The organism is Streptomyces sp. NPDC001904, assembly GCF_040297005.1.
Lineage (GTDB): Bacteria > Actinomycetota > Actinomycetes > Streptomycetales > Streptomycetaceae > Streptomyces.
In genome coordinates this window covers 43,938-55,577 of record NZ_JBEOYI010000009.1, presented here as the reverse complement: position 1 = coordinate 55,577, position 11,640 = coordinate 43,938, and the positions used below count along the sequence as shown (strand labels likewise).

The following is an 11,640-nucleotide window of genomic DNA, read 5'->3' as shown; positions in this document are numbered from 1 at the left end:
CCCAGCAGCAGGTTCCCGGCCAGCCGACCCAGGGTCAGCAGCCTCCGGCCTACCCGCAGCCCCAGCCCGCCCCCGGCCAGCCGATGCCCCAGCAGGCGCCGGGCCCGTACGGACAGCAGCCCGTGCCGCAGCCGCCGCCCGCCGGTTACGGCTACCCGCAGCAGCCCGGTCAGCCGCAGCAGCCTGGCCAGCAGCAGCCCCCGCAGCACCCCCAACCGCAGCCGGGCCAGGCCCCGTTCGCCCCGTACGGACAGCCGCAGCAGCCGCAGCCTCCGCAGCAGCCGTACCAGCAGGCCGCGCCGCAGGCCGCCGCTCCGGCGCCCGCCCCGACCCCGTACCCCCAGCCCTCCACAGATCCGCGCGCGGGCTGGGATCCGGGCGCGGGCCAGCAGCGTTCGGCGCCGGGTGCGCCGCTCGGGTACAACGCGCAGGTCGAGCTGAGCTCCGACCGCCTCCTGCGCCAGCAGCCGAAGCGCAAGAACAACAACAAGGGCCCCAGTAAGTTCAAGCTGGGCGCCAAGGCGGCCGAGGCGGAGCGGCAGCGCAAGCTGGAACTGATCCGGACGCCGGTCATGTCCTGCTACCGCATCGCCGTGATCAGCCTCAAGGGCGGCGTCGGCAAGACGACCACGACGATGTCGATCGGCGCCTCGCTGGCCTCCGAGCGGCAGGACAAGATCCTCGCGATCGACGCCAACCCGGACGCCGGCACGCTCGGCCGCCGCGTGCGCCGCGAGACCGGCGCGACCATCCGCGACCTGGTGCAGAACATCCCGCACCTGCACTCGTACATGGACATCCGCCGCTTCACCTCGCAGGCGCCCTCCGGCCTGGAGATCATCGCCAACGACGTGGACCCGGCCGTCTCGACGTCCTTCAACGACGCGGACTACCGCGCCGCGCTCGACGTGCTCGGCAAGCAGTACCCGATCATCCTGACCGACTCCGGTACGGGTCTCCTGTACTCCGCGATGCGTGGAGTCCTGGACCTCGCCGACCAGTTGGTCATCATCTCGACCCCGTCGGTCGACGGCGCGTCCAGCGCCAGCACCACCCTCGACTGGCTGTCGGCGCACGGCTACGCGGACCTCGTCCAGCGTTCCCTCACCGTCATCTCCGGGGTCCGCGAGACCGGCAAGATGATCAAGGTGGACGACATCGTCAGCCACTTCGAGACGCGTTGCCGCGGCGTGGTCGTCGTCCCGTTCGACGAGCACCTGGCGGCCGGCGCCGAGGTCGACCTCGACATGATGCGCCCGAAGACCCGGGAGGCGTACTTCGAGATCGCGGCGCTGATCGCCGAGGACTTCGCCCAGCGCAGCCAGCAGCAGATGCAGGCGGGCGGCATGTACGGCGCCCAGCCCGGCATGCCCCCGGCGGGCTACCCGCAGCAGCAGGGCTACGCGCCGCAGCCTCCGGCCCCGCAGCAGCAGGGCTACGGCTACCCGCAGCAGCAGCCCCAGGCCCCCCAGCCGCAGCAGCCTCCGCAGCAGGGCGGCGGGCTCCCCTCGGGCTGGACGCAGCAGCAGCCGCCGCAGTAGACGCGAGCAAGACAGTACGAGAGTGGGGCCCCGTCCGTTGCAACGGACGGGGCCCCACTCTCGTCTCCAACTGCGCCTGGCAGCCTGCTCGTTACCGCTGGAAGGACGACCGCAGATGCTGGTCGAGCCAGGCGGTCCACCCGGCCACGTCGATGTTGTCGTAGGGAAAGGTGAACGGCCCGAGCGACCCGGTCACCAGGTCGAGCGAATCGTGGCGCGCGAAGAAGACCGACTCCACCTGCCCGCCGGGCCGCCGGTACTCCGGCGGGAACCACATCTCGATCTCCTGCCAGAAGTCGACCTGCGAGTTCTGACCACCCTTGGGCGTCCCCTTCTTCACCTCGGCCTCGTCGAACCGGAACCCGAGGTTCGCGTACGCCTGCAGCAGCGCGTCCTGCGCCGGCAGGGCATGCACCTGGATCTCGTCGAAGTCACCGGGGTCGACGGAGTTCTCGATGGACAGCTCCGTACGCACGGCCACCCGCGCCCCCTTGAGCGGACGCCCGCCGAGCACATGGGTCAGCGGTGTCTCCCACGGCACGTCGATGGTGACCTGCCCGTTGACCGAGTCCCCGGCACGCAGCGCGACGTGCTCACCGAGCACCAGCGACTTGAGAACACCGGGGTTGCCCCACAGCGACTCGGTCTCCTCCCGGTCCTCGAACCGGGCGACGAGCTGGATCCGGATCTGCTGGAGCTCGATGTCCACGGACCCGCCCCGCAACTCCACATTGCAGTGCAACTGGTCGCCCGGCCGCACGGCACTGGTATTGAGCGTGGTCTCGACATCGGGCGCACCGACCCCGAGCGAACTGAGGAACTTGCGGAATGCCATGAAATCTCCCCCGAGCCGCTGGCCCCACCCCCGCCTGGACCGTCCAGACCGGCCGTGACTCACTGCGCGAAAACACTAACCGACCCGTCTGCGGGGTGCGGTTGAGCCCCAACGGCGCCCTGCTTCGCACCCCGCCGCGTCACGGCAGGGGTGTCATTGGAAGGGCAATGTGGCCAGCCCGAAGATGCCGATGCCGATGCGGAACAGGATGGCGAGGACGAGTCCGATACCGCCGATGACCCACAGCCATTCGTCCGTGGCCTTCAGCGCCTTGGGCAGCATCTTGTCCGCCTGCGACGCGGAAGGGCCGATGCCCTTTTTCGGGAAGGACCCGGTGAGTGCGCACTTGGACCCGTATGCGAACACGAGCATGAAGAAGAATCCGCCGCACAGGTAATTGCCCACGGATTCCACACTGGTGATCGCCAGCGCGCCGTTGCTGGAGCGGTTCACCGCGAGCTTGTCGGCCTTCTCCTCGGTGACCTTGTCGGCGGCGTCGCTCTCGGCACTGGAGCCCCCGAAGCCCAAAGTGATCGCGGCCGACTCGTCCACGACGGACCCGTCGGACGAGCGAAACACTCCATGGCAGGTGACCCTGTGCTGCACCCGGTGGGTACCCATCTTCGATGAGCGCGTCGTGTACTCCACTGCGCACTTGCCGATGGAGAGGTCTCCGTGCGAGCCGACATATCCGCTGGACAGGACGGCGGTGGAGAAGGTCCAGTACATTCCGCCGAGCGTCAGTACCACCAGCACGATGCCGAAGATCCGCCCGATCAGGGCAGGTGGCGGAACGGGTGCGGTCTCGTCGGCCGGCGGCGGTTCGACGGGCGGCTGAGGTGAGGCGGCAGGAGTCTGCACCAGTTCTCCAGACGGCATCGGTGGGCTGGGACGTTCTGATGTGCTGGCCGGTCAGCCGAGGATCAGCGATACCGATATGTCCGGGCGGAGGGAACTTCCACGAGGCGGGCGACGAACTGGATCCGGTTCCGCTGGAATCGAGCGGCACTCACATCAGCAGGCTCGCGAAGCCCGCGAACATCAGCAGGATCCGGAAGATGATGGCCAGGACCAGTCCGACGCCGCCGATGAACCACAGCCAGCTCTCCGTGTCCCTGGCCCACTTGGGCAGCATCGCGGTTCCCTCGCTGTGCGTCGGGCCGACGCCCTTCATGGGGAAGTGGCCGGCGCCGACGCAGGTGATGCTGTAGCCGAGGAAGATCACCGCGAAGAAGCCGAGGCACAGGCAGTTGGCGATCGACAGCCAGCTCGTGACGTAGAGACCGCCGTCGGACGAGCGGTTGACGTCGATCTTGTAGCCCGGCGTGTAGCCCCGGTCGTCGGCCTGGTCGCGGATCTCGTCGATGGCGTCGCCGTCGCCGCCGCCCTGGGTCCCGTCCAGGACGAGCCGGGCGGACTTGTCCACGACCTCGCCGTCGGAGGAGCGGAACGTCCCCTCGCAGGAGAGTTCCCCCACCCGCTTGCTCGGGTGCGAGCCGCCGGAGCGGGAACCGCCGCTGGTGTACTGCGTGTCGCACGTACTGATGGTCAGCTCGCCCCGCGTCCCCACGAGGCCCGAGGACATCGCGGCGGTGGAGAAGCCGTACCAGATGACCGCGAGAGCGGCTAGGGCCACCGCGACCCCGAACCAGCGTCCGATCGGCGCGGGCGGCTCGGGCGTGGCCGCGGAATCCGGGGCGGAGGGAGGAACGGGGGAGGCGGACGGGGCGGAAGAGGTCATGTCGAAGATTCCGTGAGAGGCCCGGTGGTGGGGGGAATGCCAGGTCGTCGGCACTTTAATGGGCACCCGTGGCGGTCCTACGTCCAGGGCGTGAAGAGAGAGTGCCTGCTGCGCCGCCTGAGGATGTGGTCGACTACAGTACGACATTCGGCTCCGCGGGGCCGGTACTGGCAGGAGATCGGCAGGGGGAACGGGCCATGGCGGGCTCTGGATACGACATCGACGCGGACGTTCTGAAGACCCAGGGACGGGTGTTCACTCGTCTCGGTGAGGATTTCGGTTCCGCGGCGAAGAAGTCGGGCGACGCGATCGAGGAACACGAAGAGGGATTCGGCGACGACGACGCCGGAATCGCCACCACGATCCTCGACTTCTACAAGCCGATCAGCGCCGGGATCCGCGACTCGCTCGAGCACCTCACCGAGGCCCTCAAAGGGGTCGGCGAGAAGCTGGACTCCATGGCCGAGCAGTACGACACGACGGAGCAGGACCACTACCGGGCGCTGATGCAGGCGTCCCAGAACCGCGGGGCCTGACCCCTCCCGATCGCTGAGGAGCAGGCACGTGGCCTGGGACGAGATCACCGTACTGCCGCCGGAACTCGACTGGATCCTCGATCTTCTCGGGTTCGACTGGCCGAATCTCAATGAAGTCAAGATGATCGAGGCCGCCAACGAGTGGCTTCAGCTCGGCCAGGCCGCGGCCGACGCGCAGACGCAGGGCAACTCCGCGGCCCAGCCGATCACCGGCTTCTCCGGCGAGGCCGTCGAGAAGTTCACCGAGGAGTGGGGCAAGTTCGCGGGCGCCGCCCTGGGCGTCGGCTACCTCGACGTGATCGCCGTGGCGTCGGGCGCGCTGGCCGGTGCGCTCACGGCGTGCGCGGCCGTCGTGGCCGAGATGAAGCTGGCCATCATCATCCAGCTCATCGACCTGGCCATCGAGTTCGCGGCGGCGCAGGCCAGCGCCGTCGTCACGCTCGGCGCGTCCGAGGCCGCCTTCGCCGCCCGGGTCGTGATGGTCAGGCAGCTCGTGGGGCGCCTGCTCAAGGAGGCCGCGCAGAAGGTCTGGCAGGCCGTCCAGGAGGCTCTCAAGGAGCGGGTCGTCAAGGAGGCGAAGACCATCCTCGAGGACCTGGCCAAGGACACCCTGAAGGGCGTCGCCAGCGAGGCCGCGACGCAGAGCATCAAGGTGAGCCTCGGCGCCGGGGGCAGTGTCCAGGAGTCCCTGCTGGGATTCGGCGCCGCCGTCGTCAACCCCGCGATGGGGAAGGTGGCCGGCGAGATCTCGGTGAACGACGACGGCAACGGCTACGACTTCGAGGCCAAGGCCGGCGGAAAGGTCGTACAGGGCCTCGCGGCCGCCGACGCGGGCGACCCGGGCGGCCTGCGGACGGCTGTGCAGGGTGCGGGCGAGCTCTTCAACAACGCGACGGAGAAGCCGCACGCGGAGTCGGGGTCGGGAACGTCGACGCCCTCCACGCCGACCGAGCCGGCGTCCAGCCCGTCCACCCCGGCACCAGCCGCCGCACCTGCCCCGGCCACCGCCACTGCCACCGCATCCGCAGGGGCATCGGAGTCCGATCAGGTCCGCGCCACCTTCGGCTGACGCACCGACGAACCACGTACGCATCCACAAGGGGGAGTCCCACACCATGAGCAACGGACCCGGAAACCGCGATCGCCTCGACGCGCTCGGCGAGCGCGACTATCCCATCGAGGACAAGAACCTCACCGACGAGCAGAACGAGCACCTCACGGCCTCCCTGCGCAAGGTCCGCGACATGCCGAACGCCCCGGCGCCGCTCCAGGACCTGGCCCGCCAACTTCTCTCCGGACGCATGGACTTGAAGGACGTGCTCGACAGCCCGGCCGGTCACCGCGCGCTCGGCGAGGGACTCGCACCGTTGCGCGAGCAGTGGAAGAACATGTCGCCGCAGGAGCGCCAGAAGGTGCGCGAGTACGACCCGGACGAGGACCCGAGGGACGGCGGCGCGACGCGCGACAGCCGGATCCGGTAGCGACACCGTGGGGAACGCGACGGACTCCGCGGCCTGGGAGCGGCATCGAGTCCGCCGCAATCATGTGAACCGGCGGTTGCGGGGCTGGCTCGTCGGCGCGGCCGTCGTCGCCGTGGGCTGCAAGCTGGCGCTCTCCGGCATCGGCTGCTTCGACGGCCACCTCACCGTCACGGCCCGCACCGGCTACGTCGCCGTGGAGTCCTGCCGGAGTACGGGCGACAGCTACACCTGCACGGGAACCTTCAAGGACGACAAGACCGGCGAGAAGACCGAAGGCGCCGTCCTGAAGCGCGACACCGGCGCGGTGCGGGGAGCCTGGCTCCCCGCCTTCCGGACGGACGACGACAGGTACACGGACTCGTCCGCCGGAGAACTCACCGTCGGAAAGCTCGCCCGCGCCCTGGCCTGGCTCGGCGGCGCGGCCCTGCTCTTCGCCGTGGGCGGCTTCTTCCTGCTGACCGGCTACATGCCGCGCGGGCGCCGGTACGAGCCGAGGTACCGCTTCGGCCGCATCACCTTCGGCGAGGCCTGGCAGCTGCTGCGCGCGCGCCGCCCCGCCCTGCCGGTGCTCGGCGTGCTCCTCGCGCTGTGCCCGGTGCTGATCGGCGCGGGATTCGTGGTGGCGGCCTCCTAGCCGCACGCGCCGGGGCCCAGTCCCGGCGCTAGAGCACGTACCCCAGAAGCAGCGACACCAGCGCGCCCACGGCACCGATCGCCCCGACCGCGATGACGACCGGCCGCGTCGCTCCGCGTGCGGACGCGCGCCAGGCCTCGTTGTACGACACCCGGCAGCGCCTGCCCGGGAAGTAGCCGGTGGCCGCGCAGAAGATGCCGAGCGCGACGGCGATGAGCAGGGCGAAGGAACCGGCGAAGTTGAACCCGGCGTGCTTGGCGTCGGAGACGACGTAGTCGAAGTCGCGCGAGGTCGACACGGCCTCACCGGCCTGCGTCACCGAGACCGACTCGTCCGCGTCGTAGCGCAGCTTGGTGTCCAGGACCGCGTTGATGTCCTTCGTCCTGCCGTCGTCCGAAGTGAAGACTCCGTAGCAGTCATAGCTGCGCCGGGTCCGATAGTGCCCGTGCGAGCGGTACCGCTCGTACTTCACCGAGCACTTTTCGACCTTCAGCTCCCCGTGGACGCCGCGCACCCCGGCGGCGTACAGCCCCTCCCAGGCGAAGAAGCCACTGAAGAGCAGCGCGACGACGATGATCCCCGCGCCGATCAGCCGCCCCAGGACCGGGACCTTGGGGCCGGCAGGAACCTGAGGAGGCGGCGGCTGCTGCGGGAACTGCTGCTGCGCCGGCGGCCCTTGGGGTGGTGAACCCCAGGGCTGCGGCGGCTGCTGGTAGGGGTTCGGCTGATAGTTGGTCATATCGGGCCTCGGGCATTTCGGGACGCGGACGGCGGGCCGCAGCACGTTAGCTCAGGGACATGGCGTGTGTGTGAGCACGTGGTGAGGATTGCGCGGGCTGTGAATCACTGGTACGCGACCGCACTAAAGTGACTGGTTCCAACGCGGCACAGTATTCAGGGGGAATACATGGCAGGCACTGGTTTCGAGGTCGATCCGGCCGTGCTCAAGGGTCAGGGCGGCGTCTTCACCGATCTCGGCGCCGATTTCAAGTCCGCGACCGAGCAGCTCAAAACGGCACTCGAAGCGGCCGAGTCCGACTGGGGCGAGGACGTCATCGGCACCTTCGCCGACATCTACGAGCCGGTGCGGGACGGCATGCTCGACTCGATGGAGCATCTTGCCTCCGAGCTCGACAAGATCGGCAAGAACCTCGCGGTCATGGGCGCGCAGTACGAGCTGACCGAGGACGACCAGGCACAGAGCATCGTCGCCTACGGAGCCCAGCGGCCCGGCATCACGTACTGACCGGCGTACCGACCGGCGCGCACACGCACACACACCTGTTCATTCACGGGGCGACGGCCGGCCGCCGTCGCCGTCACCTACACACGGGCGTACGCGTTCACAGGGGCGTACGCACACGGGGGAGCAACACACCATGGCCTTGATGCTGCCGTCCGAGATCGAGTGGGTCCTGGACCTGCTCGGTTACAGCTGGCCGGACGCCAACGAGGACAAGATCCACGAAGCGGCCCAGGCGTGGCGGGAGTTCGCGCAGGCGGTCCGCCAGGCGCAGGGCACCGGGACCGGCGCCGCGCAGACGGTGTTCGGCGCCAACTCCGGTGAAGCGGTGGAGAGTTTCGGCGAGGCCTGGCAGAAGTTCTCGGGCGCGGGCGGCGGCTATCTGGAGGACGCCGCCCAGGCCGCCGAGATTCTGGCCTTCGCCCTCGACGCGGTCGCCCTGGTGGTCGTCGGCAGCAAGATCGCGGTGATCGCGCAGCTCATCGCCCTCGCCATCGAGATCGCCGCCGCGCAGGCCGCCGCCCCGTTCACACTCGGTCTGTCGGAGATCGGCGCGGCGGGGGCCACCCAGGCGACCCGGCTCATCGTGCGTCGGCTGCTCGACGAGCTGAAGCAGCTGGTGATCAAGACGATCAGGGACGCCGTCGAGCAGGCCTCGGTGAAGGCGATCAAGGAGATGATCGTCGAGGTCCTGAAGGAGGCCGCCGTCGAGGCGGGCAAGTCGGCGGGCCAGAGCATCGTCGAGCAGGGCGTCAAGACGCACTTCGGCGCCCAGCAGAGCATCGACTTCGGTGCGGCGGCAGGGGCCGGTTACGACGCCTTCAAGGAGACGGCCGTCAGCGGCATCAAGGACGGCCTCCAGGAGAAGGCCGACGGGATCACGGGCCTCGTCGACCCGCAGACGTACATCGACGCGGGGACCGACCGGGCGACGGAGGTGGCCGGGAACCACGCCCAGTCCGGCCTGGACAGGCTGCGCGGGGGGACGGGCGCCGAGGCGCCCGCGGAAGCTGCGGAGACGACGTCGACGGAAACTTCGGCAGGGGCTTCGGCGGGAACGTCGGAATCGTCCGGATCCACGTCGTCGACGTCCGCCTCCACCGCATCGGCCTCTGCTGCGGCAACCGCGAATCCCGCACCCACGGGGCCGGGTTCGGGCTCGACGGCGGAGAACGAACGCGCCCGGGCCACGTTCGGCTGACGCCTGTTGTGCTCGTGACAATGTGAGGGTCGTGTCACAGTGCAACCACTCAGCGGGAACGGTCTTGGTGCCCGTGTCAACTGTGACTAAAGTACAGTTGCGGCACTCCCGAGAAGTGCCACCCGCGCCGGGTTCCCTGAGGAATCCGTGGGCCGCGGGGACCGATGTCGAATCTCATGGGGGCAAGTGGCCATGGCTGGTCAGTTTAATGTCACGCACGAGGAGATGGTCGCGTTCAGCGGCCGCATCTCCCAGGTGAACGAGTCCATCCAGGGTGAGATCCAGCGCCTGCAGACGGTGGTCGACTCGATCACCGGCGGCTGGAAGGGCGCCGCGGCCACCGCGTACAACAACCTGCAGAACCAGGTGAACGAGGACGCGACCGCGCTGAACCGGGTCCTCAACGAGATCAAGGAAGCGATCGACGCGACGGCCGGCAACTACCAGTCGTCCGAAGACGAGCAGGCCGCGTCCATCGGCCACATCTCCTCGGGCGCCGAGGCCTCGCCGTTCGGCTAGGCCGAACGGCCCCGCTCGTCCTTCAGTGAGCTCGTAGAGCTTTCTCACCGTCCGTCCACAATCCCCCGGGGGAGAGATCATGTCCGGTCAGGTTCTGGTCAATTTCCAGACCATTTCCCAGGCGTCCCAGGACGTCAAGTCCACCGCCAGCAACGTGCGTCAGCAGCTCGACGACCTCGAGGCCGGCGTCAAGCGCATCGCTTCGACCTGGGAAGGTGCCGCCCAGGAGGGCTACCAGGCCAAGCAGAACGAGTGGGACCAGCGCGCCGCGTCCCTCCACTCGACGCTCGAGTCCATCGCCCGCGCCCTGGACACGGCCGCGCAGAACTACCAGCAGACCGAGCAGCGGAACACCAACGTCTGGTCGTGACGCGTCCCGCGTACGTACGTAGGTGCCGCTCAGGCAGCTGCGTATCTACGCGGCAGGGGCGGCAGGTGCGTGTGCACCTGCCGCCCCTGCGGCATTTCCGGAGCAGGCTCAGTGGCCCTCGAGCCACGCGAAGACCAGAGCCAGGGGCACCGTGGCGAGGACGAGGGCGCACGCCAGCGCCGTCATGCCGGGACGGACCTCCCGATGGCCGACGAGTCCCAGATACGCGGCGACCGGAGGGAGGAGGAACCCGGCCAGGAAACCGAATCGCCAGCCCTCTTCCGCGATGAAGAAGACGCAGAGCACCCAGCAGACCGGCACTGCCGCCAGGCACAGCATCCGACCCTTGGACAGGAAACGGTCGAGGGCCTCACCGTCACCACCGGCACCGAAGAAAGTCATGCCCTACACCGCCTGGTTGTCGTAGGCGCTGTTGCCCACCTCGGGGAAACCGTCCGCAGCCGAGAAGCCGTTGACAGCAGTCGAAAGAACGAGGGCGATCCCGCTCAGGCCCGTCGCGAAGGTGTCGAAGGCCTTGGACGCCTCCGCCCACAGCCCCAGGATCCGAACGGCCTGCGCCGCAGCCAGCGCGAACATCGCGACCGAGGCCGCCTGGCCGCCGACGGGAATGGCGTTGACGGCCGCCGCAGCTGCCATGTTGACCATCCAGATGACCAGCAGATCGCAGAACATCACCAGGAACGACTTCAGGAACTCCGCGAACTGAAAGGCCATTTGGGCGGCCTGCGCATAACAGTCCTGGAGTGACTCGAAGGTCGCCTTGATCTCGTCGAGCTTCTTGGTGAATTCGTCGAAGTACACAGTGGCGGTGTCCGCGGCATTGCCGTCCCAGGAGAGACCGACATTCCGGTTTCCCTTGCGTACGTTGGTGGCCAGGGCGTCGCAGCAGGAGGCGAGACTGCCCCAGGCGTCGGAGCAGTCGTTGTAACCGTTCCAGTCGCCGAAGACCCAGTTGGTCACGATGCCGAAGGGGTCGAAGCCGAACAGCAGCTTGGACGCCTCCGCGGCCATCGCGGAGGGGCTGCCGAAGTCGAGGGCGGTACCGAGCGTCTTCTGGACCGGGCTCATCTTGTACTCGTCGACGTGCCCCGACCCGTACTCGACGAGCGGATTGCTGTCGTCGCCGCCCGGCTTCTTCAGCGCACCGGCCGCGTCCCCGGCGTCGGAGAAGTCCTGCGGATCACCGTCCGAGCCGAGGGACGGCGCCTTGGAACCAGGGGCACCGGCGTCGAAGCCCGCCGCCGCCTCCTGGTCCGTCTCCCTGTAATACACAGCGGAGCGCGCCAGTTCACCGGCCGAGGACTCCAGAACGCTCTTGACCTTCTCCAAGGCCTTCTTGGCCTCGCTCACATAGCGATCGTGGTCGCCCGCGACGAGGTCCCAGGCATGGCCGCCCAGGGTTTCGTCGATCGTCGCGTACTTCCCCGCGTACGACACCGCTTCCGCGCCGCCCTCCGCGGCACGTCCCACCAGCTTGCCGAAGCCGTCGATGGCGCCCGCGTCCACACGAAAGCCCAT

15 protein-coding genes are annotated in these 11,640 nt (G+C 68.8%); 9 read left to right on the top strand and 6 right to left on the bottom strand.

The genetic code is table 11. The annotated features are described in order from the left end of the window. On the top strand, positions 1-1,541 hold a 1,541-nt coding region (locus ABT127_RS16975), incomplete at its 5' end, for a MinD/ParA family ATP-binding protein (protein WP_351450060.1). Between the two features lie 91 nt (positions 1,542-1,632). Here the strand turns inward: ABT127_RS16975 and ABT127_RS16970 are convergent. The 3 genes from ABT127_RS16970 to ABT127_RS16960 form a co-directional block, all read right to left on the bottom strand. Continuing rightward, positions 1,633-2,376, bottom strand: coding sequence for a sporulation protein (locus tag ABT127_RS16970; RefSeq protein WP_351450057.1), 744 nt, complete (start codon positions 2,374-2,376; stop codon positions 1,633-1,635). A gap of 153 nt (positions 2,377-2,529) precedes the next feature. After that, positions 2,530-3,237 (bottom strand): hypothetical protein, encoded by a 708-nt coding sequence (locus ABT127_RS16965; protein WP_351450054.1) that lies wholly within the window; start codon positions 3,235-3,237, stop codon positions 2,530-2,532. Between the two features lie 148 nt (positions 3,238-3,385). Next, positions 3,386-4,117 (bottom strand): hypothetical protein, encoded by a 732-nt coding sequence (locus ABT127_RS16960; RefSeq protein ID WP_351450052.1) that lies wholly within the window; start codon positions 4,115-4,117, stop codon positions 3,386-3,388. Positions 4,118-4,314: 197 nt separating this feature from the next. Here ABT127_RS16960 and ABT127_RS16955 point away from each other — a divergent pair, with 197 nt between their 5' ends. From ABT127_RS16955 to ABT127_RS16940, 4 genes are read left to right on the top strand one after another with little or no spacing between them, the layout of a single operon-like run. Next, on the top strand, positions 4,315-4,653 hold the full coding sequence (locus ABT127_RS16955) for a hypothetical protein (protein ID WP_351450049.1): 339 nt from the start codon (positions 4,315-4,317) through the stop codon (positions 4,651-4,653). A gap of 28 nt (positions 4,654-4,681) precedes the next feature. Then, the gene (locus ABT127_RS16950) at positions 4,682-5,722 is read left to right on the top strand and encodes a WXG100-like domain-containing protein (protein WP_351450046.1); all 1,041 of its coding nucleotides are present in this window, start codon (positions 4,682-4,684) and stop codon (positions 5,720-5,722) included. 46 nt (positions 5,723-5,768) lie between these two features. Next, positions 5,769-6,134 (top strand): hypothetical protein, encoded by a 366-nt coding sequence (locus ABT127_RS16945; protein ID WP_351450043.1) that lies wholly within the window; start codon positions 5,769-5,771, stop codon positions 6,132-6,134. A 7-nt stretch (positions 6,135-6,141) separates the two neighbouring features. Next, the gene (locus ABT127_RS16940; RefSeq protein ID WP_351450040.1) at positions 6,142-6,768 is read left to right on the top strand and encodes a hypothetical protein; all 627 of its coding nucleotides are present in this window, start codon (positions 6,142-6,144) and stop codon (positions 6,766-6,768) included. Between the two features lie 28 nt (positions 6,769-6,796). Here the strand turns inward: ABT127_RS16940 and ABT127_RS16935 are convergent, their stop codons facing one another. Then, a complete protein-coding gene (locus ABT127_RS16935; RefSeq protein WP_351450038.1) occupies positions 6,797-7,507 on the bottom strand; it encodes a hypothetical protein in 711 nt (236 codons plus the stop codon). Positions 7,508-7,675: 168 nt separating this feature from the next. Between ABT127_RS16935 and ABT127_RS16930 the strand changes: the two genes are divergently transcribed. The 4 genes from ABT127_RS16930 (at position 7,676) to ABT127_RS16915 (ending at position 10,101) form a co-directional block, all read left to right on the top strand. After that, positions 7,676-8,014, top strand: a complete 339-nt coding sequence (locus ABT127_RS16930; RefSeq protein ID WP_351450036.1) for a WXG100 family type VII secretion target — start codon at positions 7,676-7,678, stop codon at positions 8,012-8,014. Positions 8,015-8,147: 133 nt separating this feature from the next. Next, entirely contained in the window at positions 8,148-9,212 is a 1,065-nt protein-coding gene (locus tag ABT127_RS16925) for a WXG100-like domain-containing protein (RefSeq protein ID WP_351450033.1), read from the top strand. Between the two features lie 192 nt (positions 9,213-9,404). Next, positions 9,405-9,731: a WXG100 family type VII secretion target gene (locus ABT127_RS16920; RefSeq protein ID WP_351450030.1), complete on the top strand. Its 327-nt coding sequence runs from the start codon at positions 9,405-9,407 to the stop codon at positions 9,729-9,731. 79 nt (positions 9,732-9,810) lie between these two features. After that, positions 9,811-10,101, top strand: coding sequence for a WXG100 family type VII secretion target (locus tag ABT127_RS16915; RefSeq protein WP_351450027.1), 291 nt, complete (start codon positions 9,811-9,813; stop codon positions 10,099-10,101). Positions 10,102-10,209: 108 nt separating this feature from the next. Here the strand turns inward: ABT127_RS16915 and ABT127_RS16910 are convergent, their stop codons facing one another. Both ABT127_RS16910 and ABT127_RS16905 read right to left on the bottom strand, forming a co-directional pair. Beyond that, positions 10,210-10,503 (bottom strand): hypothetical protein, encoded by a 294-nt coding sequence (locus tag ABT127_RS16910; protein WP_351450024.1) that lies wholly within the window; start codon positions 10,501-10,503, stop codon positions 10,210-10,212. A 3-nt stretch (positions 10,504-10,506) separates the two neighbouring features. Further along, positions 10,507-11,640, bottom strand: a complete 1,134-nt coding sequence (locus ABT127_RS16905; protein WP_351450021.1) for a hypothetical protein — start codon at positions 11,638-11,640, stop codon at positions 10,507-10,509.